Origin of the sequence: Nitrospirillum pindoramense, assembly GCF_007827955.1 — a bacterium.
GTDB lineage: Bacteria > Pseudomonadota > Alphaproteobacteria > Azospirillales > Azospirillaceae > Nitrospirillum > Nitrospirillum amazonense_B.
This window is the reverse complement of sequence record NZ_VITR01000010.1, coordinates 61,920-84,525: the sequence shown is the minus strand read 5'-3', so window position 1 is coordinate 84,525 and position 22,606 is coordinate 61,920. Positions and strand designations below refer to the sequence as shown.

The following is a 22,606-nucleotide window of genomic DNA, read 5'->3' as shown; positions in this document are numbered from 1 at the left end:
TCACTTGATCGGGTTCCCCCATGTCACTGGGTGACACGCCCCACCATCGCGCCGCCCCCCGCGTCGTCATCCTGGGCGGCGGGTTCAGCGGGGCCGTCGCCGCCCTGCACCTGGCCCGGGCCGTGACCGTACCCGTGGACATTGACATCGTGGAGCCGCGTCCCCTGCTGGGTGGCGGGGTCGCCTATTCCACGCCCGACCCGCAGCATCGCATCAACGTGCCGGCGGCGCGCATGAGTGCCTTTTCCGCCGACATGGGGCATTTCGACCGCTGGCTGCGCCGCTCCGGCGTGCTGGCCACCGATCCCCAGGCCCTGGTCAAGGGCGGGCATATTTTCGCCAGCCGGCTGGAGTTCGGGCGCTATCTCGACGGGCTGGTGCGGGAACAGGCGGCTTCGGACGGCCCCGCCCATATCCGGCATGTGCAGCGGCGCGCGGCGGCCGTCACCCCCATCCCCCGCGACGCGCCGCCGGGACAGTCCATCGGCTATGCCGTGGCGCTGGAGAATGGCGCCCGCCTGGTGGCCGACGTGGTCATCATCGCCACCAGCCATCCCCCGCCCGCCCCGCCCCGCATCCTGACGCAAGCTCTGGGCGATGACCCGCGCCTGATCGCCAATCCCTGGGCGCCTGGCGCCTTGGAGGCCGTGGCCCCCGACGCCCGCGTGCTGGTGGTGGGCTCGGGCCTCACCATGGCGGACATCGTCGCCAGCCTGGACGCGGGCGGGCACCGGGGGCCCGTCACCGTCTTCTCGCGTCGTGGGCTGACGCCCCGGGGGCATGCCCTGGACGCGACCGACCTGGTGGGCGATTTCACCACCCGGCCGGAGCGGACGGCCCTGGCCCTGCTGCGCCGCATCCGCGCCACGGTCACGGCGGCGGAGGTGGAGGGCCGGCCGTGGCAGGCGGTGCTGGACGCTGTGCGCCGCGACGCCCGCGCCGTCTGGCAGGCCCTGCCCTTGGAGGAGAAGCGCAAGGTGCTGCGCCACCTGCGCCCCTTCTGGGACGCGCACCGCTATCGCATCGCCCCGCAGCCGGAGGCGACCATCCAGAAGATGCAGGCGCGGGGACAGCTTGAGATTTTGGCGGCCAGCCTGGCCGACATAGCCGCCGGGCCGGAGGGGATCCGCGCCACCTTGCGCCCCCGACGCGGTGGGGCGGCCCTCACGCGCATCGTGGACGTGGTGGTGGTGGCCACCGGCCCCGCGCACGACCATCTGATTGATGCCGTCCCGGCCCTCGCCCCCCTGGTCACCTCGGGCCGCCTGCGCCCCGACGCGCTGGGGCTGGGCATCGCCGTGGATGAGCAAAGCCGCGTCCTGGACGCCCGCGGGCTGCCCGATGAGACGCTGTGGGTGGCCGGCCCCCTAGCCCGTGCCACCTTTGGTGAGCTGATGGGGCTGCCCCAGGTGCTGATCCATGCGGAGGAAGTAGCGCGATCCGTGGCCAAGCGCCTGCCGGGCCAAGGCGGCCCGGAAAAATCAGGGGCGGAAAAATCCAAGGCGGGCACCCGCAGCCGGATGCCCGCCTGAACACGCGTTACGGTCAAATAACCCGGCGCACCCAGCTCTCCACCAGCGGGGCCTGGCTGCCACGCTGCATGCCGACCAGGCGTTCCCGCAGGTCGGCGGTGGTCGCCCCGCCCTCGCCATTGCCGATGACGAAGTCACCCTCGGCGGTACGGACGGTGCCGATGGGGGCCAGCACGGCGGCGGTGCCGCAGGCGAAGGCCTCCCGCACGCGGCCGGTGGCGGCGTCCTCCTTCCACTGGGCCAGGGAATAGGGCTGTTCCACCACGGTGCGGCCCAGCGAGCGGGCCAGCTGGATGATGCTGTCGCGGGTGATGCCGGGCAGGATGGTGCCGGTCAGCGGCGGCGTCAGCAGGCTGCCGTCGTCGCGGATGAAAAAGACGTTCATGCCGCCCAGTTCCTCGATCCAGCGATGCTCCGCCGCGTCCAGGAACACCACCTGGTCGCAGCCATGCTTGCTGGCCTCCAGCTGGGCGATCAGGCTGGCGGCGTAATTGCCACCGCACTTGGCGGCACCGGTGCCACCGGGCGCCGCGCGGGTGTAGTTCTCCGGCGCCCAGATGGTGATGGCCTTGGCGCCCCCCTTGAAGTAGGCGCCCACGGGGCAGGCGATGACGCAGAAGATGTATTCCGACGCCGGCCGCACGCCCAGGAAGGCCTCATTGGCGAACATGAAGGGGCGCAGGTACAGGCTGCCTTCACCGCCGGGAACCCAATCCTGGTCGATGCGCACCAACTGTTCCACCGCCTCCAGGAACAGATCTTCCGGGATCAGGGGCATGGCCATGCGCTCGGCCGATTCCCGGAAGCGCTTGGCATTGGCATCGGGGCGGAACAGGGTCACGCCGCCGTCGGCCGCCCGGTAGGCCTTCATCCCCTCGAAGATTTCCTGGGCGTAATGCAGCACGGCCGAAGCCGGGTCGAGCGAGAACGGGACCCGCGCCGTTACCGTGGCATCGTGCCAGCCCTGCCCCTCCGTCCAGCGGATGGTCACCATGTGGTCGGTAAAGACCTTGCCGAAGCCCGGGTTTTCCAGGATGCGCGCCAGGGTGGCGGCGTCGGTCGGAGTGGAGGTGCGGTTTATCGTGAACGTCATCTTCTCAAGCCTTCGTGTCCCCAGGACGGTAGCCTAACCGATCCACCGGCCGGATACGGTCATGCATTTTAGGGTCGAGGTGGTACGGCGGATTTTCAAAGCTGCCTAGCGGCGGGATCAGATCGAAACAAAATCAGCCCCGCGGCACGCCGAAAAGAACGCGCGCGGGCGCCCCGTGGGACGATCATTACCGGGCCGGCTGGTCGGATCAGAGAGCCGCCGCCGTCGCGTCGTCCAGGCGCATGCGCCGGCCCCGGCGATGATCGACGGGGGTGGCCAGGCGCAGCAGGTGGCGCTTGTGCTGGACGGACGCCACGGTCCTGCCCAGCGCCTGGGCGATTTCCCGGTCGTCCTGCCCGGCCGCGTTCATGGCAATCAGCCGGGCCAGGCTTTCCTCATCCCAGGAGCGGGCGGCACCCACTTTCACGGCACTACGCATGATCTCGATTCCAATACTGTGAAAAGCATGGGCCTGCTGGCCTGGAGTCCCTCAGCGGCCCTTGAACTGGGGCGGGCGCTTTTCCGCGAACGCGCTCATGCCTTCCTTCTGGTCTTCCAGCGCGAAGGTGGAATGGAACAGCCGGCGCTCGAACCGCAGGCCCTCGGTCAGCGTCAGTTCAAACGCCCGGTCCACCGCCTCCTTGGCCATCATCACCGCCGGGCGGGAGTAGCCGCAGATCTTCTCCGCCACCCGCACGGCCTCTTCCACCAGATCGGCCGCCGGCACGATGCGCGCCACCAGGCCGGCGCGCTCGGCCTCCGCGGCGTCCATCATGCGGCCGGTCAGCACCAGCTCCATGGCCTTGGCCTTGCCGATGGCGCGGGTCAGGCGCTGGGTGCCGCCGGCGCCGGGAATGGTGCCGATGGTGATTTCCGGCTGCCCGAACTTGGCGGTGTCCGCCGCCAGCAGGATGTCCGCCATCATCGCCAGTTCGCAGCCGCCCCCCAGGGCGTAACCGGCGACGGCCGCGATGGTCGGCTTGCGGCAGGTGGCCAACCGGCCCCACTTCTTGGTGATGAAGTCGCCCAGATAGGCGTCCATGTAGGACTTGTCCTTCATCTCCTTGATGTCGGCACCGGCCGCGAAGGCCTTCTCGCTGCCCGTCACCACGATGGCGCCAATGGCGTCGTCATCCTCCAGCCGGTCCAGCGCGTGCTGCAGATCCGTCACCAGGCCGTCGGACAGGGCGTTCAGTGCCTTGGGCCGGTTCAGGCGGATCAGGGCCACGGGGCCGCGCACCTCGACCAGGATGTTCTCGTACGTGAACTCGGACATGGGGGCATCCTCTCCAGGATTATTGGCGTCTTCCCGCCGGCGCCGGCGGGACCCCGGGCTGCGCCGGGTCCGCAAGTGACGTGCGCGCCTGCCCTGTCATCCCTACCCTTCGGTGACGGACGGGCAAGCGAAGATCGATGGTTGAGGGGATTATTCAGCGATCCGCCAGGCCTGGCTAGGAAAAGGGAGTGAAGGCTGGAAAGGGGTATTGCGAAGTTTGCGAATGGCCCTCGGTCAACCGCGCGCGCCTCACGCGCGCGACGGGTCCACCGAAGGGTGGAGGCCCGAAAGGTTGCCTGTTAGCGCCAATCCTGAAATGATCCGGCGCGATCCGCGGGCTCTCCCACCCCAAACCGGTACCTGTGAACCTAGCAACGTGACCACCCAGACTGCAAAGACGCCCCGGGCCCAACCCTCCCGGGGCGGGGCGCCGGCCCAGGCGGCACGGCGGATGCGTGATGAGATCCTGGCCCTGCCCGACGGCGCGCCCTTGGGCTCGGAGGAGGAGTTGCTGGCCCGTTACGGGTTGAGCCGTCCCACCCTGCGCCAGACCGCCCGCATCCTGGAGCAGGAGCAGCTACTGGTGGTCCGCCGGGGCAATGGCGGCGGCTACTATGGTAGGCGGCCCGACATCGGCGCCGTCACCCAGGCGGCGGCGCTGTACCTGCGGCTGCGCCAGACCACGGTGCGCGACGTGCTGGACGCCTTCCAACTGGTGAATGTCGAGGCCGCGCGCCTGGCAGCGCTGACCGACACCGTGGACGCCCGGCTGGATTTGGCGGAGTTCCGCCAGCATCTGGTCGACCGGCGGGAGGTGACCTACCTGGCCGCCGACGTGGTGCGGGACGAGGTGGCGCTCTACGCCATCCTCATGCGCATGGCGGGCAACCCGGCCCTGGAGCTGTTTCATCGCACCCTGTTCGAATTCGGCCAGCGTGATGCCAACCTGCGTGTCTTCCAGGGCCATCCTGACCGCTGCGCCCACTGGCGCACAGGCCGCCTACGCATCGTGGACGCCATCCTGGCCCGCGACCCGGAGATGGCCGTGCTGCTGGCGCGGCGGCAGAATCGGCTGATGCTGGACTGGGTGTCGCCGGAGGTGGAGCGGGAGTCCATCGCCGCGCGGGATTGAAGGGACGAACAAAAGGGCGGCCTATTTCGTTCCGCCCTCATAACAAGACAGGGAAGAAGCCAATGAACGGGCCTGTGTCACGCTTCTATTTCTCCGACCGCCTGCGTCTGCACTATGTGGAATGGGGACGTGAGGACAAGCCCACGCTGCTGCTGGTCCATGGCGGCCGCGACCACTCCCGCAGCTGGGATTGGGTGGCGGAGGAGCTGGTGCGCGACTTCCACATCCTGGCGCCGGACCTGCGCGGCCATGGCGACTCCGCCTGGTCGCCGGGCGGCGCCTACACCCTGGCGGAGGTGGTGGCCGACCTGGTGCAGTTGCTGCGCCAGCGGGCGGGCCGCAAGGTCGTGGTCATGGGCCATTCCTACGGCGGCGCGGCGGCACTGTTCCTGGCCAGCTTTTATCCCGAGCTGGTGGAGCGGCTGGCGGTGGTGGAGGGCACCTGGCCCTTGCAGGAGCTGCGGGAGCAGAAACCCCTGCCGGAGCGCTTCCGCGCCTGGGTGGAGAAGGTGCATGAACTGTCCGCCCGCGGCCCGCGCAAATACCAGACTCTGGAGGAGGCCGAGGCCCGCATGCAGGCGGAGAACAGCTTCCTGTCGGCCGAGCAGGCGCACCATCTGACGGTTCATGGCCTGCACCGGAACGAGGACGGCACCTACAGCTGGAAATTCGACAACTATGTCCGCACCGCCTTTCCTTTCCGCGTCAGCGTGGATGAACTGACGGACCTGTGGGCGGCCGTTGCCTGCCCTACCCTGCTGGTCACCGGCGCCAAAAGCTGGGTGCAGGACCCGGAGACCAATGGTGCCGCCGCCCTGTTCAAACAGGGACGCACGGCCCTGATCCCGGACGCCGGCCACTGGCCGCATCACGACCGGCTGGCGGATTTCCTGGCGGTGGTGCGGCCCTTCCTGGTTGGCTGACCTGGTTGACTGACAAGAAGGGAAACCCTTGAAGCACCGCGCGTTTTTCAGCCGGGGCCGGGAACCGGAACGAACCTGGAATGTTGCCTGCGTGGGCAGACACCATTCAGGGGGCATCCATGAAGCGCCTGGTCATCGTTTCCAACCGGGTCCCGGCCGCCGGTACGCCACAGGCCGGCGGCCTGGTGGTGGCGCTGGCCGACCTTTTGCGGCGGCACAAGGGGCTGTGGTTCGGATGGAGCGACGCGCTGACCGAGAAGCCGGCCGCGGAACCGCGCCTCGTCGACCGGCAGGGTGTCAGTTGCGCCATGATCGACCTGACGCCGGAAGAACACCGCAAATACTATCTCGGTTTCTCCAACAGCGTCCTGTGGCCCTTGATGCACATCCTGCCCGGTGTGGTGCGCTTCCACCCGCATGAGCTGGAAACCTACCGCGCGGTGAATGTGCGCTTTGCCCAGGCGCTGAAGGGGCTGCTGAAACGTGGTGATCTGATCTGGGTGCAGGATTATCAGTTGCTGGCCGTGCCGGCGGCCCTGCGGGAGCTGCGGGTGTCCAACCCCATCGGCTTTTTCCTGCACATCCCCTTTCCCCCGCCGGTGGTGGCCGCCATATCGGAGGGCCTGCTGGCCCTGGTGCGCGATGTCCTGTCCGCCGACCTCATCGGCTTCCAGACCGCGACCGATGCGGAGCATTTCGCGCAGACGGCGGCGCAGTACGCCGGGGCTCGGCGGGTGGGCCGCATGGGCCTGAAGCTGGGGGAGCGCACCGTGCGCCTGGGCGTTTTCCCGGTGGAGATCGACGCGCGGGAGTTCGCGCGCGTCACAGAGGCGGCCATGCAGCGTGCGCCGGCCCAGGATCTGGCCCACAACCTGCGCGACCGCGCCCTGGTGCTGGGTGTCGACCGGCTGGACCCCAGCAAGGGCTTGGCGGAGCGGCTGACGGCCTATCAGCAGTTCCTGGCGGCGGAGCCCGACTGGCGCAGGCGCGTCAGCTTCCTGCAGATCGCCGCGAAGTCGCGTGAAGGGGTGCAGGCCTATCGCAGCCTGTTGCGGGAGTTGGAGAAGGTCGCGGGCGCCACCAACGGCGCCAATGCCGACCCCGACTGGACCCCGTTGAAGCTGGTGACGCAAAGCAGTACCCGCACCACGGTCGCCAGCTACATGCGGCATGCCCGGGTGGGCCTGGTGACCCCTTTGCGCGACGGCATGAACCTGGTGGCCAAGGAGTTCGTGGCGGCGCAAGACCCGTCGGATCCCGGTGTACTGATCCTGTCCCGCTTCGCCGGCGCCGCCACCCAGTTGCAGGCCGCCCTGCAGGTCAACCCCTACGACCCTGATCAAATCCAGGCGGCCCTGCGCCGTGCGCTGACCATGCCGCTGGAAGAGCGGCGCGAGCGGTGGCAAAGCCTGTGGGACGTCATCAAGGACAAGACGGCCCTTGCCTGGGGTGAAGCCTTTGCCGAGGCGCTGGCGGGCCGGGGCACCGTGGGTCAGCGGGGCACAGTGAGGAAAAAGGCCGCCCCCCGCGCGGTGGCGAAAGGGGCGGCCAAGGAGGGAATGGTGGAACGGGCAGGCTCCGGCTGACGCGGTCCCACAAGGAAAAGGCGCCGCGCCGGACGGTGTTTATTCGGCGGCCATGGCATTGATGTGGGACTTGGCCAGCATGGTCAGCTTCTCGTCCGTAGCCTTTTCCTCTTCCAGGTTCTGATGCAGCAGGGCGGCGCAATCGTCGCGGCCCAGCAGCTTGGCCCAGGTCACCAGCGTGCCGTAGCGGGAGATCTCGTAATGCTCCACCGCTTGGCCCGCGGCGACCAGGGCGGCATCCAGCACCTGCTTGTCATCGACGTCGCCGGCGATGTCGTCCGCCTCATCGATGATGCCGTCGATCGCGGGGCACTTCACGGCCTCGGGCTCCACGCCATGCTGGCGGAACACCTGCTCCAGCCGGCTGATCTGGCCTTCGGTTTCGCGCAGATGGGTTTGGAAGCCCTGCTTCAGTTCCGGGTTGGTCGCCTTCTCGATCATGTCGGGCAGCGCCTTCAGGATGCGCTTTTCCGCGTAATAGATGTCCTTGAGCTGATGCACGAACAGGTCGTTCATCGTCTCGATGTCCTTGGTGAACAAGCCCATGGTTTTCCTCCGGGATGGGACGGGTATCTTCGCTGGCCGGCACCGTCAGCGCCGACGGACAGTCAATCGGCACGCCCCCGTAATGGTTCCGGGGGCGTGCCGTCCGGCGCTTACAGGCGGTTGACCTCGAACTCCTCGCAGGAGTGGCCCAGCGCGGCCAAGCCTTCCTCCAGGAAATCGCCCAGGGTGGGAATGCCGATGAGGTAGCGGGCCGATACCCCCCGATGACGCTCGGCCGCCAGGGCCCGCGCCTCCTCCCAGTCGGCGGCTGTGTAATCGCCCCGGCCGATCCAGGCCAGGGTGATCAGATCCACCACCTCATCCTCGTTCAGGGAGGTGATGGCCCCCACCAGTTCCGCCTGGGTGGGGTCATCGGCGTAATCCTCCAGCACCCCGCGCTCACCATCGTCAGCAGGATTGGAGCCGGGGTCCGGCTCCACCGGATCGACCTTCACATCGAATTCCCGCGCCTTGACGATGATGAAGCAGACCTTTTCCGGGCTGATGTTCAATTCCACCGCCGGGGTGGTGTCGCCGTCCATGTCCTGCGTCGTGGTCATCTTGGATATGCCTCCCTCCTGAATGCGGCCTCCTGAATGCGGCCTCCTGAATGCGGAAGGAAACCGGCGGTGGCGCGGCAAAGTTCCGGTCGGCCGGCGCTAGGCGTCCGGGAGGAAGATCGGCCGCTCCGCCCGCACCGCCTCGACAATGAAGTCGGAGGTGATGCGCACCCTCGCCAAGGCGCGCAGATCGGAATGGACGATCAGCCAGAAGGACCGGGTCAGGGACACCGTGTCGGGCAGGACCCGCCGCAGGCGTGGCTCCTGCCCCGCCATGAAGCAGGGCAGGACGCACAGCCCCTGCCCCGCCAGGGTCATGTGGTATTGGGCCAGCAGGTTGGAACTGGTGATGCTGGGCACCAGATCCTTTTCGATCAGGGGGATGTAATCCAGCTCCGGCGCGTAGATCAGTTCCCCGACATAGCCGATCAGGCGGTGGTCGCGCAGGTCGGCGCGGCGCTGCGGCGCCCCCCGGCGCTCCAGATAGTCGACGGCGGCGTACAGCCCCAGACGGTAATCCGTCAGCTTGCGGGCATGCAGCCGCCCCTCCCGCGGCGGGGCCAGGCCGATGGCGATGTCGGCCTCGCGCTTGGTCAGGCTGAACAGGCGGGGGGTGGTGACCAGTTCCACCACCAGATCCGGGTGTGCCGCGCCCAGGTCGCCCAGGCGGGGCGCCAGGAATACGGTGCCGAAGCCGTCGGGCGCACCGATGCGCACCGTGCCCGCCACCTTGAGGCTGGAGCCCGCGACCTCGCCCAGGATGCCCAGCGCCACGGATTCCATGGCCTGGGCCGAGGCCAGCAGCTTCTCCCCTTGTGGGGTCAGGGCATAGCCCTGGACGCTGCGGGTGAACAGCTGGGTCTGCAGGGTGCGCTCCAGGTCGGCGATGCGCCGGCTGAGGGTGGAATGATCCACACCCATGCGCCGGGCGGCGGCGGTCAGCTTGCCCGCGCGGACCACGGCCAGGAAGGATTGCAGGGCATCCCAGTCAAAAGAGCTTTCCATGTGGGAATCCATGCACAACCAATGGCGAATATCCGCCCTGTACGTGCAGGAATATGAATGCTTAACTTCCGCAAAACAACAGCGGTCCCACAGCAGGAGAGGAAGGCCCATGGCCCGGGAATTGACCCATTTCATCGGCGGGCACGCCGTTGCCGGCACGTCCGGCCGCTTCGGCGACGTGTTCGACCCCAACACCGGCGAGGTGCAGGCCAAGGTGCCGCTGGCCGGCCAGGATGAGGTGGAGGCGGCCATCGCCAACGCCACGGCGGCGCAGCCGGCCTGGGCCGCGACCAACCCGCAGCGCCGGGCGCGCGTGCTGATGAAGTTCGTGGACCTGGTGAACCGCGACATGAACAGCCTGGCGCGGTTGCTGTCTTCCGAACATGGCAAGACCATCGCCGACGCCAAGGGCGACATTCAGCGCGGGCTGGAGGTGGCGGAATTCGCCATCGGCATCCCCCACCTGCTGAAGGGGGAATACACCGACAGCGCCGGCCCTGGCATCGACGTCTATTCCATGCGCCAGCCCCTGGGCGTGGTCGCCGGCATCACGCCCTTCAACTTCCCGGCCATGATCCCGCTGTGGAAGGCGGCCCCCGCCATCGCCTGCGGCAACGCCTTCGTGCTGAAACCGTCGGAGCGCGACCCGTCGGTGCCCCTGCGCCTGGCGGAGCTGTTCCTGGAGGCCGGCCTGCCCGAGGGCATCTTCAACGTGGTGAACGGCGACAAGGTGGCGGTGGACACGCTGCTGACCGATCCGCGCATCCAGGCCGTGGGCTTCGTCGGCAGCAGCGACATCGCCAACTACATCTACGCCACGGCGGCCCAGCATGGGAAACGCGCCCAGTGCTTCGGCGGCGCCAAGAACCACATGATCATCATGCCCGACGCCGATATGGACCAGGCGGTGGACGCGCTGATCGGCGCCGGCTATGGCTCCGCCGGTGAGCGCTGCATGGCCATCTCGGTCGCCGTGCCGGTGGGCAAGGGCACGGCGGACGCCCTGGTGGAACGGCTGGTGCCGCGCGTGGAATCCCTGCGCGTGGGCCTGTCCACCGATGAGGGGGCGGACTATGGCCCGCTGGTCACCCGCCAGGCGCTGGACCGCGTGCGCGGCTACATTGACACCGGCGTCAAGGAGGGCGCCAAGCTGCTGGTGGATGGCCGTGGCTTCCGTATGCAGGGACACGAGAACGGCTATTTCATCGGCGGCAGCCTGTTCGACCACGTCACCCCGGACATGAAGATTTACCAGGACGAGATATTCGGCCCGGTGTTGTCCGTGGTGCGGGCCGACAGCTATGAGCAGGCCTTGCGCCTGCCCAATGAGCACGCCTACGGCAACGGCGTGGCCATCTTCACCCGCGACGGCGACACCGCCCGCGATTTCACCAGCCGGGTAAACGTGGGCATGGTGGGCGTGAACGTACCCATCCCCGTGCCGCTGGCCTATCACACCTTCGGCGGCTGGAAGCGCTCCGGCTTCGGCGATTTGAACCAGCACGGGCCGGACAGCGTGCGCTTCTACACCAAGACCAAGACGGTCACCTCGCGCTGGCCCTCCGGCACCAAGGAGGGCGCCAGCTTCGTGATCCCCACGATGGGCTGAAGCCTGGGGAGGGAGGACGGGGCCGGCCTCAGGTCGGCTGGCCCCGTCCCACCGCCAGTTCCATGAAGGTCAGGTCCAGCCAGCGCCCGAATTTGGTGCCGGCCTCGGAAAAGACGCCCACGGTGCGAAAGCCGACCTTGGCGTGCAGGGCGATGGAAATGGCGTTCTCGCTGGCGATGGCCGCGATCATGCGGTGGATGCCGCGCTCCCGCGCGCAATCCACCAGGGCGCGCAGCAGCGCCTGCCCTACCCCACGCCCCTGCGCCTCGGGCGCCACATAGACGGAATTCTCCACCGAATGGCGGAAACCGTCGAAGGGCCGCCAGTCGCCATAGGCGGCGTAGCCCACGACCTGCCCCTGCCCCTCCCCCTCTGCCACCGCGACCAGCACCGGGAAATTCCGGGCCAGACGCGCCTCGAACCATTGGCGCCGGTTCTCCAGATCCACCTGCACCTCGTTCCAAATCGCCGTCGTGTGCGCCACCGCGTGGTTGTAGATGACGCGGATGCCTTCCAGATCGTCCAGGGTGGCTGGGCGGATGGTAACGGTCTGGGTCATGATGGGCGATCCGTTCACTATAGTTTCATCGCGTCCACTATGTGATACGATGCTGCTGTCGGCAAGTGGGGTTCGGTCAGCCTATGACGGGAAACGGTGATGAGCTGGACGCGCGGCTGGGCGCCCGCATCCGGGTGGAGCGTGAGGCGCGCGGCTGGTCGCTGACCGACCTGTCGGAGCGCGCTGGCGTATCGCGCGCCATGATCAACAAGATCGAGCGGGCGGAAAGCAGCCCGACCGCCTCTCTGCTTGGCCGGCTGTCGGGCGCCTTCGGCATGACCCTATCGGCGCTGCTGGCCCGCGCGGAGGATGACGGACGCCGCCGCCTGTTGCGCGCGGGGGAGCAGCGCAGTTGGCGCGACCCCGCCACCGGCTATGTCCGCCGCCTGGTGGCACCCCCGCCGGGGTCGGAGCTGCCGCTGGAGCTGGTGCACATCGACCTGCCGGCGGGCGCCCGCGTGCCCTTCCCCGCCTCGGCCTACGCCTTCACCCGCCACATCATCCACGTGCTGACCAACGAGCTGACCTTCACCGAGGGCGACATCGAGCACCGCCTGGCGGCCGGCGACAGCCTGGAACTGGGCCCGCCTGCCGACTGTGTGTTCGAGAACCGGGGCGACCGGCCCTGCACCTATCTGGTGCTGATCCTTCAGCCTTGAGGCGGGCAAGGAGCTGAGCGCACATTCATTTCAAGTACAAATCTCTGAAATAGAAATTCATATGATTATGTGATCTTCAAGGCGCCGCTATCCTCCCCCGCATCGCAGCCATGGGAGGAACCACGATGTTGATCGCGCACTACAGCCACCGTCTGACGGCCGATTACGACCTGGACATCCTGCACCGGCGGGCCGCCGCCAATGCCGAGCGCTGGGCCGCCATTTCCGACCTGTATTTCAAGGGCTTCCTGTTGCGCCAGGCGGGGCGGCACGGCGCCATCGCCAACGCATATTCCGCCCTATACCTGTGGCGGCAGGATGCGGCCTTCCGCGATTTCCTGGTCCAGGACCGCTACAAGACCGTCACCGACAGCTTCGGCCGGGCCGACATCGACGTGCGCGTGGCGCTGGACGCGCGCAAGGGCCCCGCCCGCGACGCCCGCTTCGCCGTGGTGGACAATGCGCCTATCGGTGTGGACGCGGCCCTGGGCCGGGTGTGGACGGATGAGATCGCGCGGAACCGCGAGGTGGCGGAGGGGGCGGACATCATCGCCACCGCCGTGGGCGTGGACGCCCGCACCTGGACTCTGACCCGTATCCGCCTGACGGCGGAGGAGCCGACGGGCCTTCCGCCCACAGCGGTGATCCATCAGGTGTTGCAGCTGGCCCGGCCCTTGCTGGAAACCTTGCCCTCAAGCCGTCAGGACTGACGGCGCTGCCGCCTGGGGCGCCAACTGGAAGCGCTGGAAGCGGCCCAGCGCTTCCTCGATGGCGGTCTTCAGGTCCGGCCGTTCCGGCACCATCCAGGTCCAGCGCTGCACCAGCAGGCGGCCGGCCTGGCGGTCGGTCTTCAGGTCCAGCGCGGCCACGATCTCATCGCCCACCAGCACCGGCAGGGCGAAATAGCCCAGCACCCGCTTGGCCGCCGGCACATAAGCCTCGAACCGGTGGGCGTAGCCGAAGATGGCCTCCAGCCGCTTGCGCTGGATGACCAGGGGGTCGAAAGGCGACAGGATGTGCACCAGGTGGGCCGGCACGGGCGGCAGCGTGCTTTCCAGCACCGCGGCTTCGGCCCAATGGGGCACCTTCTCCGCCCCGGCAAGGATCACTGGCGCCAGGCGGCGGGCGCGCATCGCCTTCTCGATCAGGGGCAGAACCTGGGCCTTCAGGCTGGGGTTGCCGTAGCAGATGGACTCCAGGCTGACGACGCCTTGGCTGCGCAGCGCCCGGGTCAACAGATAATCGGCCACTTGCCCCGGCGTCGCCGGGCGGGGCCGCCGCTCCCATCCGAAGTGGCGGTCGGTCAGCTCATGGGCCTTCAGCATGCCGTCGCGGCGGGATATGGCGAGGTCGCCGTTGTAGAAGCCGAAGTTCAGCAGGCGCTTGGATGGCTTGCGGCTGGCCCACAGATGCTCCTTCTCCACCAGCACCTCATCGTCGATGTCGCGGATGCTGAGCGCCCCCTCCTCCCCGATACGGCGCAACAGGGCGGCGTAGTCGCGCCGGTTGATGGCGGCGTAGTGGGGCGGCGGATTATCCCGAATCTGGCGCATGTCGGGCGCGAAATAGCGATAGTCGGCCGTGGGGATGTAGGCCAGGGCGTGCGCCCAATATTCGAAGACCGACTTGTCCACCGACTGCGCCGCCGCCAGGTCAGCCCGCGCGTAGTCGGGGATGCGCGTCTGCAGGATGTGGTGGTGGCAGCGCTCGATGACGTTGATGGTGTCGATCTGGACATAGCCCAGATGCGCGGTCGCCCGTGCCACCGCCTCCGGCCCCGCGCCAAAGGGGGCCGCGTCCAGCAGGCGCTGGGCCGCCAGCCACAGATGGCGGGCGCGGGCGGCGGAAATCTCGACGGGCGTGGTTGGCATCGGGCCGCGATCCTGGAGGCACGGGAAAGTTGATCTTGTAGCGGTGGACGGACGCCGCCGCTGTGACGGCGGATATGCCCCTTGACGTCCGCCGCCCCACCTAGCCCATAGTCGCCCGCGTTCTGGCCTTGAGGAAGTCCCCCGGTGAGCGAACTGCCCTCCCACACCCTGCACATCTGCGTCACCTGCCGCCCCAAGGGCGCGTCCCCGGACGCCGTGCGCGACGGCCGCCTGTTGTTCGAGGCCGTGGCCGCCCTGCACGCCGAGTGGCCTGCGCGCGATCAGGTAGCCCTGAACGGGGTGGAGTGCATGAGCGGATGCGACCGCGCCTGCACCGTGGCCCTGTCGGGCCCGGGCAAGCCCAGCTACCTGTTCTGCGACAAGGCGCCGACGCCCGAAACGGCCGCCGCCGCCCTGGACCTGGCCGCGCAGTACGCCGCCAGCGACACCGGCGTGCTGATGCGGGGCGACCGCCCCGGCCCCTTCCGCTCCGGCATCCTGGCGAAGATCCCGCCGGCGGCGCTGTGACTCCAACAACATGAGGCCTAGCCTCATGTTGTTTAGGACGCGACTGCGTCCGCCGAAGCGAGCACCGCAGGGCGGAGAGAGGAAGCCAAGGCCACGGACGTGGCCGCCTGGCGATTGAGGGAACGCTTAGCGAGCGAACAGCGCGAGGTCGGTGCCCTCCGCCATCAGGCGATAGCCGGTGTCCCCCGGATGCAGGTGGTCACCGCCGTCGGCCTCCGGCAACAGATGGCCGGGGTTCTTGGGATCCTCCAGCGTGCGGTCCAGGTCGATGACGGCGTCGAAGGCGCCGCTGCCGCGAATCCAGGCATTCACCTTCTGGCGGTTCGGCTCCATGGCCGGGGCGCAATAACCGATGCCCTGGCAGGGCAGGATGGTGGCGCCATAGACCAGCAGCCCGCGCGCATGGGCGCGGGCTATGATCTGGCGGTAGGCCCCGATGATGGCTTCCGGTGTCGCCGCCACCTCCTTGCGTTCCTCCGCCTTCAGGGCCGTCGCCAGGTCGTTGATGCCCTCCAGCACGATGACCCAGCGCACGCCCGTCTGGTCCAGCACGTCGCGATCCAGCCGGTCCAGCGCGCGGGGGCCGATGCCGTCCAGCAGCAGGCGGTTGCCGCCGATGCCGGCGTTCAGCACGCCCACGGGGCTTTTGCCCCGCAGCAGGTTCCGGGCCAGCGCGTCCGTCCAACGGCCGTTGCCGTCGGTCGTGCTGTCGCGTCCGTCGGTGATGCTGTCGCCCAGCACCACGACGGCATTGGCCGCCGCTGGCGCCTGCACATCCACGCCGGTCAGGATGTACCAGTGGGTGACGGGAACGGCGCCGGGCAGGTCGGCGGCGGCCAGGGCGTCACCGGTGGCGATATAGCTGGTGGCGCGGGAACCAGGGTGCGCGGTGACCGTGGCCGGCACGTCCTTCAGGCGCAGGCTGACGGCCAGGTCCGCCATGTCGGGCACGGCCATGTCCACCGGATCGGACCAGACCATGCCGCCGGCGGGAATGGTGACGGATGGTTGGCCGTCGAAGGTCAGGGCGTGGTCGCTGCCGGCGCGGATGGCGGCGCTGGGCGTCTTTCCCTCCTTCGCCGACAGGGCGACATGGGCGCCGGGGATGGTCAGCGGCGCCGTGCCGAAGGCGTTGGACAGGCGGAAACGCACACGGGCGCCGCCCAAGGTCAGGTGCACCACCTGGCGCAAGGTGGCGTCGGTGAAGCCGGGCGCCGGCGGCGCGGAATCGGCACCGCCCGCCAGGGCGGACGCCATCCAACTGCCCACCCACTTGGTGGCGTCTGGTTGGATCGCATTTGCCGCTTGGGCGACCCCGAAAGCAGCGGTCGAGGCCAACAACACCCCGGCCAGGAAAAGGGAACGGAAGCGCATCAGGCGTATCCTCGATGTAGGGGCGTCAGCGGCACACGGTGTCCAGCCAGGGGGATGGATCGGGGCTGTGTGCCGGCGTGGGCAGATGGCGGCTGGCCATCTCGCGGTCCAGCAGGCCGCCCGTGCCGTCGGACGGGGCGTCCGGGTTGGGGGCGTAGATGGGGTCCGCTTCCGCCTGGGCCAGCGGCACGAAGGTCGCGCCCTGCGCCTTCATCAGCGACAGCAGTTCCGGCAGCATCACCGTCTCAAAGGCCCCGATGTGCAGCAGCATGACATGGGGCACATCGCGGCCGTACAGCGTCCGCGCCTGCTGCCGCCCGATGGTCAGCGATTCGGCCGCCCGGTCCAGGTAGTTCTGGCGCAACTGCGCCACCACCGCCTGGTCACCCTTGGCCATGCAGCGGGCATAGGGCGCGTTGTAGAGGTAATCGTTGAAGCTGAGCGTCACCTCGGCCACGCGATAGCCGTGGTCCTTCAGGAAGGCCGCGACCGCCCGCCGCTTTTCCGGCGTTTCCCCGATATGCAGATAGGGGAAACGCAGCCAGTGCCAGTCCGCATCGCCCATATAGTGCTTCAGCGCCGCCTCATCGGCGGTGACGGCGGCGGTGAAGGCGGCCACGTCGTGGCCGTGCAGGTCGTCATGGGCGTAAACATGGTTGCCCAAGGGATAGCCGGCCTGGCGCCACAGGGTCAGCACCTGGGCCGCATCGTCGCCCTCCTCCAAGCCTTTGGCGTTGACGAAGCCATAGACCTCCGGCACCCCGGCGGTCTTGAAGGCCGCCAGCACGCGGCGTGCCACTTCCGCCCGGGTCAGGCCCGGCGGCAGGGGGCCATGCACCGGCAGGTCGTCCATAGTCAAGGCCACCTGCACGGGCGCGTCCTGCGCCCCCTCCCGCGCCAGGACCGGCGCGGCGGTCAGCATCAGCCCGGCGGCCAGGGCCAGCAATCGCTTCAGACGCATGATGTTTCCTTCCCCACCCTTTTCTTATCGTGCCGCCACCCGGGCGCTTTCCGGCGGCCCCAGATAGCTGGGCTTCACCCCGCCCAGGTCCACCACCAGCTTGGTCAGCACGACCGCCGGATCCACCATCCAAACGTGGACGGTGTGATAGCCGGCGCCGGCCACCGTGTGGTGGCTGGTGGGCTTGCGCGCGTTGTCCTGCACCGCCTTCGACCAGTTGGCGACCCCATTCATGGCCAGGATATCCACCACCTGCGGCGCCTCGTCATCAATGGCGACGGCATAGCGCAAACCGCGCCCCGGCACAAAGTTCAGCGTGGGGCCGACGATGGCCTGCACCGTCACCGCCCCCCCCGCCGGCAGGTAGACGCGATAATCCAGGCGCGGCCCCTGGCCGGCCGCGAAGCTGGCGGAGGTCACGGGGAACGGCGCCAGGCCGGACAGGGTGCGGCCATAGTTCGGAATCTTCTCCCAGGCGGCCCCGCCGGCGTCGGCCTTGCCGGTGTAGTGCTCCGCCTCCATGGACACATAGCCGTCGGCGGCGACGAAGGCCGGCTGGCCATCCTGCGGTGCTGGCGTGTTCAGGGCCCGCAGGTGGACGGTGACGCTGCTCCCGGCACCGCTAATCGTGACGCTGCCCGGGCTGGTACCCGCCGGCGCCTTGGCCCAATCCACGGCCACCTGCAGGCGGGTGTCGGCCGTCACCGTGCCCTTGACCTGGCTCAGGATGATCCAGGGCGCGCTGGCCTTGGCGGTGTAGGCGAAGGGCTTTGATCCCCGGTTGAAGATATCAATGTACCGGCTTGGCTTATTGGCGACATCCAGGTCCGGCAGAACGGCGGCGTCCTTCACCGGCTTGCCGTCCAGGGCGGGCCAGGCCTGCCGGCTCCCCTCCACCGCCACACCCAGCTTCGCTTCGGTCGGCAGGGTGAGTTCGCGCACCTCCGGCATCACGTTGGCGTGCGGCTCCTGCCAGTAGGTGTAGCCGATGTGGGTCTGGTCCATCATGTGGTTCCACTTGCCGCCGTTCAGCGCGTGGTACTGCTTCGTCAGGTCGGCATCGGCCTGGAACAGGGCCCGCGCCTTGGCGGCCTCCGCGTTCGCGGAGGCGCGTCCCTGGTCGGCATAAAGACGGTTGCGGCCGACGGCCACATACATCTCCGTCACCTGGGCCGCTGCCTTGGCGGGATGCAGCACCAGTTGGAAGAAGGCGTCGCGGGCATCGGCCGGTAGGGCCTGGTGGATGGCTTCCGCCTTCGCCACCAGGTCCTGGTAGTCCGCCACCACCCGTTCCGCCTCGCGGTAATCGGTCAGGCTGAAGGTGTTGGCATCCAGCAGTTCGGGCTTACGGCGGCTGATCAGCATGCCGTAGCGGGTGACCAGGGTCGCGATCTCGGCCGCATGCTCCGGCCCGAACTCCCGCTCCGCCCAGGCCGCCGTGAATTCCGGCAACTTCTCCTTGGGCCAGCGGCTGGGGTTGCGGGCGTAATCCAGGAAGAACTCGATGGGCAACTCCATGGGCTTCAGGTCGCCCACGTTCACGATCCACACCCGGTCGGCGCCATATTCCAAGGTCAGGTTCATCTGTTCCCAGATCTTAGGAATGGAGTTGGTGTTGATCCACTTGTAGTTCCGGGGATCGCCGACATAGTCGAAGTGATAGTACATGCCGGCCCCGCCGGGGCGCTTGCGCTCCTCCGCCGTGGGCAGGCGGCGGACGTCACCCCAATTGTCGTCGCACCACAGCAGGGTCACGTCGTCGGGCACGCGCATGCCCTTCTCGTAATACTCCTGCACTTCCTTGTAGAGCGCCCAGATTTGCGGGATCTGGGTGACATCGGGGTTGACCTCTTTGGCCAGGATCTGGCGCTGGTCGGCCACGATCTTTTCCAGCAAGGCGGTGTTGGCCGCCGCCGCGTCGCCGGTCATGGGCATGTCGCCGTCGCCGCGCATGCCGATGGTGACGATGCTCTCATAATCTTTGTTGCGGCGGACCCCGTCCGTCCAGAACTGGCGCAGCACCGCGCCGTTCTGGGCATAGTCCCAGGGGCCGGTGCCGTGGCGCTTCCATTCCTGCTGCGACCGCAGCATGGGCTCGTGATGGGAATTGCCCATGACGATGCCGTATTCATCGGCGATCTTGGGGTTCAGCGGGTCATCCTCGTTGAAGGCGTTGCCCCACATGGCGGGCCACAGGTAGTTGCCCTTCAGCCGCAGGATCAGTTCGAAGACATGCTCATAGAACTGGTGGTTCAGGCCGCCGAACTTCTCCCGGGCCCAGCCGGTCAGGGCCGGCGCTTCGTCATTCAGGAAGATGCCCCGGTATTTGACCGGCGCGGGGTCCTCGCCATAGGTGCCGGCCTTGACGTACAGGCTGTCGCGGTGGCGCACCGGCACGTCGGCCCACCACGCCCAGGGTGACACGCCGATCTGTTCCGAGACGTCGTACAGGCCATAGATGGTGCCGCGCTTGTCGCTGCCGGCGATGACCAGGGCGCTGGCGATCCCCGGTGCCGGGTTGGCCACCACCTGGATGCGAAAGGCCTCCCACTTGCCCTTGATGGCGGTGACGTCGATCTTCCCCTCCGCCGCCAGCCGGTTGATGGTGGGGCTGTGGCCCAGCGTGCCCACCAGGAGGATGGGCAGGCCGCCGGCACCCTTCCCCTCCGTGGCGACGGCGGGGGTGACGCCGGTGACCTTGCCGATGTCGGCCGCCAGGTCGCGCACGGCACGTTGCACGCCGGCATAATCCTGGGCATCGACATGAAGGGGGGCGGCGACACCGCCCTGGACGATGGCGAAGCCACCGGGCGTGGCCTGGCCCTCGACATAGGGAACTTGCCCCAGGGCCCAGGCCTGAGGCGACAGCGCGATGGCGGCGGCGGCCACCAGAAGCGAGCGGGCAAGGCGCTTCATGGATCTCACTCCGTGACCGTCAGCACGGCGGTCTTCAGGTCGACGGAATTGTCGCCCGCCATGATGTCGAAGGCCCCCGGTTCCACCACCCGCTTCATATCCTGGTTCCACAGGCCCAGCGCCTGCGCGTCGACGGTGAAGGTCACCGTGCGGTTTTCGCCCGGGGCCAGGGTGATGCGCTGGAAGCCCTTCAGTTCCTTGACCGGCCGGGTGACGGAGGCGACCTGCTGGTGCAGGTACAGCTGCACCACCTCATCCCCCGCCCGCTTGCCGGTATTCTTCACATCCACCGACACGGTGACCGTGCCGTCCTTGCGGATGGTGGGCGTTGACAGGCGCGGGGGCCCCACGTCGAAGGTGGTGTAGCTGAGGCCATAGCCGAAGGGGAACAGCGGGTCGGTGGTGTCGAACAGATAGCCGCGCCGGGCGCTGGGCTTTTTGTTGTAGAACATGGGCAATTGCCCGACGGAACGCGGGATGGTGACCGGCAGCTTGCCGCCCGGGTTCACGTCGCCGAACAGCACATCGGCCATGGCGGTGCCGCCCTCCTGACCCAGGTACCAGCCCTCGATCAAGGCGTTGGACTTGGCCGCCACGTCCACCACCGACAGCGGCCGGCCGTTCTGCAGCACCACGACCACCGGCTTGCCCAGGGCGAACAGCGCCTTGGCCAGGTCGTTCTGCTGCCCCACCAGGTCCAGGCTGTCGCGGTCGCCCAGGTGGTTCTTGGCCCAGCCCTCGCGGCTGGTCTGTTCGTTGTCGCCGATGACCAGGACGATGTGGTCGGCGGCCTTGGCCACCGCGACGGCCTGTTGGATCAGCCGGGCGTTTTCCTGCGGATCGGCCAATTCGACCGTGTCGCCATACCAGTCGTCGCCCTTAGTGATGCGCACGCCTTCGGCATAGGTCACCTTCACGCGCGCGCCCACCTTGGCCTTGATGCCGTCCAGGATGCTGACGGTCTGCTTGGGCTGGCCGGAATAGCCGCCCAGATGGGCCACGGCGGCGTTGGGGCCGATGACGGCCAGGGTCTTCACCTTGGCGGTGTCGAGCGGCAGCACGCCATCGTTCTTCAGCAACACCACCGCCTTCTGCGCCGCCTTCAGCGCCACGGCCCGCGCCTCGCCGTTGCCGGTCAGGGCCTCCGCCTGGTCGGCATCGGCGTAGGGATGTTCGAACAGTCCCGCCTGGAATTTCAGTTCCAGGATGCGGCGCACGGCGCGGTCGATGACCTCTTCCTTCACCTTTCCGGCGCGCACGCTGTCCGCCAGGCTGGCATAGGACTCGCCGTCCGGCAGATCGGCGTCCACGCCGGCCTTGATGGCGCGGATGGCCGCCGCCGGCAGGTCCGGCACCACATGGTGGATGCTGACCAGCTGGTCGACGCCGGAATAGTCGCTAATGACGGCGCCCTTATAGCCCCATTCCCCGCGCAGCACGTCCTGTAGCAGCCAGGTGTTCACATGGCTGGGCACGCCATCGATCTCATTGTAGGAGGCCATGACGGCGCGCACGTTGGTGCGGTGGATCACCTGCTCGAACGGCGGGAAAAACATTTCGCGCAGCGTGCGTTCACCCAGGGAGGCCGGGCCCACATTGGTGCCGCTTTCCGGCTGGCCGTGGCCGGTCAGGTGCTTCAACGTGGCGAAGACCTTGCCATCGGCCAGGGGCAAGCTGTCCCCCTGCAGGCCCTGGACGGCGGCCACGCCCATTTCCCCCGCCAGGTAGGGATCCTCGCCGAAGGTCTCCTCGATACGGCCCCAGCGCGGGTCGCGGGCCACGTCCACCACCGGCGACAGCACCAGGCTGACACCACGCACGCGGATCTCGCGGGCGACAACGCCATCGACTTGGCGGATCAGGTCCGGGTCCCAACTGCTGGCCTGGGCGATGGCCTGGGGGAAGCTGGTGGGGCCGATGGAGGGATAGCCGTGCAGCCCTTCTTCATGGAACAGCACGGGGATGCCCAGCCGTGTCTTTTCAACCGCCCAATGCTGGACGGCGTTCACCATGGCGACCGTGCCCCTGGTGTCGCGCCAGCGCTGCGTGCGCAGGGAGCCGCTGCCCTTCTCATCATTGGGACGGGTGAACTGTCCCAGGCCGTTGGGGTAGACGCCGCTGGCCTTGGTGGGGTCGAAATTCATGGACGCGTCGAAGATGGCGGGCTTGTGATCCCAGACGGCGATCAACTGGGCCACCTTCTCATCCAGGGTCATGCGCGCCAGCAGATCGTCCACGCGGGCGGGCAGCGGTGCGGCGGGGTCCTTATAGACGGCGGGCTTGTCGGCGGCATGGGCGACGGCGCTGATGGCCACGGCGGCGACGCCGGCCAGGACCAGGCGGCGGACGGAGGTGTGGCGGGTATGCACGTTGGCTTCTCCCTATCGTTATTCTTTTAAGGCATCCGGATGCCCGGACACCCGGCCCTGTCAGGGCCGCTATGGTACCGTTACCATAGTCACAAAACCTTGAACCG

General features: G+C 68.2%; 20 protein-coding genes. 8 read left to right on the top strand and 12 right to left on the bottom strand.

Annotated elements, in window-relative coordinates; translation table 11 throughout:
• Positions 1-20 precede the first annotated feature (20 nt).
• On the top strand, positions 21-1,532 hold the full coding sequence (locus FBZ90_RS17305) for an FAD/NAD(P)-binding protein (RefSeq protein WP_145734002.1): 1,512 nt from the start codon (positions 21-23) through the stop codon (positions 1,530-1,532).
• 13 nt (positions 1,533-1,545) lie between these two features.
• Here FBZ90_RS17305 and FBZ90_RS17300 read toward each other — a convergent pair whose 3' ends face one another.
• The 3 genes from FBZ90_RS17300 to FBZ90_RS17290 all read right to left on the bottom strand — a co-directional run bounded on the left by FBZ90_RS17300 (position 1,546) and on the right by FBZ90_RS17290 (position 3,901).
• Positions 1,546-2,625, bottom strand: a complete 1,080-nt coding sequence (locus tag FBZ90_RS17300) for a branched-chain amino acid aminotransferase (RefSeq protein WP_145734000.1) — start codon at positions 2,623-2,625, stop codon at positions 1,546-1,548.
• 208 nt (positions 2,626-2,833) lie between these two features.
• Positions 2,834-3,064 carry a hypothetical protein gene (locus FBZ90_RS17295; RefSeq protein ID WP_145733998.1) on the bottom strand — a complete coding sequence of 77 codons (231 nt, stop codon included), beginning with the start codon at positions 3,062-3,064 and terminating at the stop codon, positions 2,834-2,836.
• 51 nt (positions 3,065-3,115) lie between these two features.
• Complete coding sequence (locus FBZ90_RS17290; protein ID WP_145733996.1) at positions 3,116-3,901, bottom strand: enoyl-CoA hydratase; 786 nt, start codon at positions 3,899-3,901, stop codon at positions 3,116-3,118.
• A 223-nt stretch (positions 3,902-4,124) separates the two neighbouring features.
• On the opposite strand from FBZ90_RS17290, the gene FBZ90_RS17285 reads away from it, so the two are divergent.
• From FBZ90_RS17285 to FBZ90_RS17275, 3 genes are all read left to right on the top strand, one after another.
• Positions 4,125-5,033, top strand: a complete 909-nt coding sequence (locus FBZ90_RS17285) for a GntR family transcriptional regulator (protein WP_145733994.1) — start codon at positions 4,125-4,127, stop codon at positions 5,031-5,033.
• 62 nt (positions 5,034-5,095) lie between these two features.
• A complete protein-coding gene (locus FBZ90_RS17280; protein WP_145733992.1) occupies positions 5,096-5,956 on the top strand; it encodes an alpha/beta fold hydrolase in 861 nt (286 codons plus the stop codon).
• Between the two features lie 119 nt (positions 5,957-6,075).
• The gene (locus tag FBZ90_RS17275; RefSeq protein WP_145733990.1) at positions 6,076-7,542 is read left to right on the top strand and encodes an alpha,alpha-trehalose-phosphate synthase (UDP-forming); all 1,467 of its coding nucleotides are present in this window, start codon (positions 6,076-6,078) and stop codon (positions 7,540-7,542) included.
• A 39-nt stretch (positions 7,543-7,581) separates the two neighbouring features.
• Here the strand turns inward: FBZ90_RS17275 and FBZ90_RS17270 are convergent, their stop codons facing one another.
• The 3 genes from FBZ90_RS17270 to FBZ90_RS17260 all read right to left on the bottom strand — a co-directional run bounded on the left by FBZ90_RS17270 (position 7,582) and on the right by FBZ90_RS17260 (position 9,653).
• Positions 7,582-8,088, bottom strand: a complete 507-nt coding sequence (locus FBZ90_RS17270; protein WP_145733988.1) for a YciE/YciF ferroxidase family protein — start codon at positions 8,086-8,088, stop codon at positions 7,582-7,584.
• A 110-nt stretch (positions 8,089-8,198) separates the two neighbouring features.
• Positions 8,199-8,648, bottom strand: coding sequence for a DUF3775 domain-containing protein (locus FBZ90_RS17265; RefSeq protein ID WP_211102127.1), 450 nt, complete (start codon positions 8,646-8,648; stop codon positions 8,199-8,201).
• Between the two features lie 99 nt (positions 8,649-8,747).
• The gene (locus FBZ90_RS17260; protein ID WP_145733986.1) at positions 8,748-9,653 is read right to left on the bottom strand and encodes a LysR family transcriptional regulator; all 906 of its coding nucleotides are present in this window, start codon (positions 9,651-9,653) and stop codon (positions 8,748-8,750) included.
• Positions 9,654-9,762: 109 nt separating this feature from the next.
• Here FBZ90_RS17260 and FBZ90_RS17255 point away from each other — a divergent pair, with 109 nt between their 5' ends.
• Positions 9,763-11,262: a CoA-acylating methylmalonate-semialdehyde dehydrogenase gene (locus tag FBZ90_RS17255; protein ID WP_145733985.1), complete on the top strand. Its 1,500-nt coding sequence runs from the start codon at positions 9,763-9,765 to the stop codon at positions 11,260-11,262.
• A gap of 28 nt (positions 11,263-11,290) precedes the next feature.
• On the opposite strand, the gene FBZ90_RS17250 is transcribed toward FBZ90_RS17255, so the two are convergent.
• Positions 11,291-11,821 (bottom strand): GNAT family N-acetyltransferase, encoded by a 531-nt coding sequence (locus FBZ90_RS17250; protein ID WP_145733982.1) that lies wholly within the window; start codon positions 11,819-11,821, stop codon positions 11,291-11,293.
• 83 nt (positions 11,822-11,904) lie between these two features.
• On the opposite strand from FBZ90_RS17250, the gene FBZ90_RS17245 reads away from it, so the two are divergent.
• On the top strand, positions 11,905-12,480 hold the full coding sequence (locus tag FBZ90_RS17245) for a helix-turn-helix domain-containing protein (RefSeq protein ID WP_145733981.1): 576 nt from the start codon (positions 11,905-11,907) through the stop codon (positions 12,478-12,480).
• Between the two features lie 125 nt (positions 12,481-12,605).
• Positions 12,606-13,190, top strand: coding sequence for a DUF4865 family protein (locus FBZ90_RS17240; protein ID WP_145733979.1), 585 nt, complete (start codon positions 12,606-12,608; stop codon positions 13,188-13,190).
• Here the strand turns inward: FBZ90_RS17240 and FBZ90_RS17235 are convergent.
• Positions 13,173-14,351: a winged helix-turn-helix domain-containing protein gene (locus FBZ90_RS17235; protein WP_145733977.1), complete on the bottom strand. Its 1,179-nt coding sequence runs from the start codon at positions 14,349-14,351 to the stop codon at positions 13,173-13,175. The genes FBZ90_RS17240 and FBZ90_RS17235 overlap by 18 nt on opposite strands.
• A 144-nt stretch (positions 14,352-14,495) precedes the next feature.
• On the opposite strand from FBZ90_RS17235, the gene FBZ90_RS17230 reads away from it, so the two are divergent.
• A complete protein-coding gene (locus FBZ90_RS17230; RefSeq protein WP_145733975.1) occupies positions 14,496-14,879 on the top strand; it encodes a DUF1636 family protein in 384 nt (127 codons plus the stop codon).
• 126 nt (positions 14,880-15,005) lie between these two features.
• Here FBZ90_RS17230 and FBZ90_RS17225 read toward each other — a convergent pair whose 3' ends face one another.
• From FBZ90_RS17225 to FBZ90_RS17210, 4 genes are read right to left on the bottom strand one after another with little or no spacing between them, the layout of a single operon-like run.
• Positions 15,006-16,253 carry an SGNH/GDSL hydrolase family protein gene (locus tag FBZ90_RS17225; RefSeq protein WP_145733973.1) on the bottom strand — a complete coding sequence of 416 codons (1,248 nt, stop codon included), beginning with the start codon at positions 16,251-16,253 and terminating at the stop codon, positions 15,006-15,008.
• 25 nt (positions 16,254-16,278) lie between these two features.
• Positions 16,279-17,214 (bottom strand): polysaccharide deacetylase family protein, encoded by a 936-nt coding sequence (locus FBZ90_RS17220; protein WP_145733971.1) that lies wholly within the window; start codon positions 17,212-17,214, stop codon positions 16,279-16,281.
• Positions 17,215-17,238: 24 nt separating this feature from the next.
• Positions 17,239-20,130: a glycosyl hydrolase 115 family protein gene (locus tag FBZ90_RS17215; RefSeq protein WP_145733969.1), complete on the bottom strand. Its 2,892-nt coding sequence runs from the start codon at positions 20,128-20,130 to the stop codon at positions 17,239-17,241.
• Positions 20,131-20,135: 5 nt separating this feature from the next.
• Complete coding sequence (locus FBZ90_RS17210; protein ID WP_246130466.1) at positions 20,136-22,499, bottom strand: glycoside hydrolase family 3 N-terminal domain-containing protein; 2,364 nt, start codon at positions 22,497-22,499, stop codon at positions 20,136-20,138.
• Positions 22,500-22,606: the final 107 nt, after the last annotated feature.

Coding starts and splice junctions, on each gene's coding strand:
- FBZ90_RS17275 (WP_145733990.1), top strand. CDS start 6,076: ATGAAGCGCCTGGTCATCGTTTCCAACCGGGTCCCGGCCGCCGGTACG.
- FBZ90_RS17305 (WP_145734002.1), top strand. CDS start 21: ATGTCACTGGGTGACACGCCCCACCATCGCGCCGCCCCCCGCGTCGTC.
- FBZ90_RS17250 (WP_145733982.1), bottom strand. CDS start 11,821: ATGACCCAGACCGTTACCATCCGCCCAGCCACCCTGGACGATCTGGAA.
- FBZ90_RS17280 (WP_145733992.1), top strand. CDS start 5,096: ATGAACGGGCCTGTGTCACGCTTCTATTTCTCCGACCGCCTGCGTCTG.
- FBZ90_RS17245 (WP_145733981.1), top strand. CDS start 11,905: ATGACGGGAAACGGTGATGAGCTGGACGCGCGGCTGGGCGCCCGCATC.
- FBZ90_RS17260 (WP_145733986.1), bottom strand. CDS start 9,653: ATGGAAAGCTCTTTTGACTGGGATGCCCTGCAATCCTTCCTGGCCGTG.
- FBZ90_RS17285 (WP_145733994.1), top strand. CDS start 4,125: ATGGCCCTCGGTCAACCGCGCGCGCCTCACGCGCGCGACGGGTCCACC.
- FBZ90_RS17255 (WP_145733985.1), top strand. CDS start 9,763: ATGGCCCGGGAATTGACCCATTTCATCGGCGGGCACGCCGTTGCCGGC.
- FBZ90_RS17240 (WP_145733979.1), top strand. CDS start 12,606: ATGTTGATCGCGCACTACAGCCACCGTCTGACGGCCGATTACGACCTG.
- FBZ90_RS17220 (WP_145733971.1), bottom strand. CDS start 17,214: ATGCGTCTGAAGCGATTGCTGGCCCTGGCCGCCGGGCTGATGCTGACC.
- FBZ90_RS17265 (WP_211102127.1), bottom strand. CDS start 8,648: ATGACCACGACGCAGGACATGGACGGCGACACCACCCCGGCGGTGGAA.
- FBZ90_RS17215 (WP_145733969.1), bottom strand. CDS start 20,130: ATGAAGCGCCTTGCCCGCTCGCTTCTGGTGGCCGCCGCCGCCATCGCG.
- FBZ90_RS17225 (WP_145733973.1), bottom strand. CDS start 16,253: ATGCGCTTCCGTTCCCTTTTCCTGGCCGGGGTGTTGTTGGCCTCGACC.
- FBZ90_RS17300 (WP_145734000.1), bottom strand. CDS start 2,625: ATGACGTTCACGATAAACCGCACCTCCACTCCGACCGACGCCGCCACC.
- FBZ90_RS17295 (WP_145733998.1), bottom strand. CDS start 3,064: ATGCGTAGTGCCGTGAAAGTGGGTGCCGCCCGCTCCTGGGATGAGGAA.
- FBZ90_RS17270 (WP_145733988.1), bottom strand. CDS start 8,088: ATGGGCTTGTTCACCAAGGACATCGAGACGATGAACGACCTGTTCGTG.
- FBZ90_RS17290 (WP_145733996.1), bottom strand. CDS start 3,901: ATGTCCGAGTTCACGTACGAGAACATCCTGGTCGAGGTGCGCGGCCCC.
- FBZ90_RS17235 (WP_145733977.1), bottom strand. CDS start 14,351: ATGCCAACCACGCCCGTCGAGATTTCCGCCGCCCGCGCCCGCCATCTG.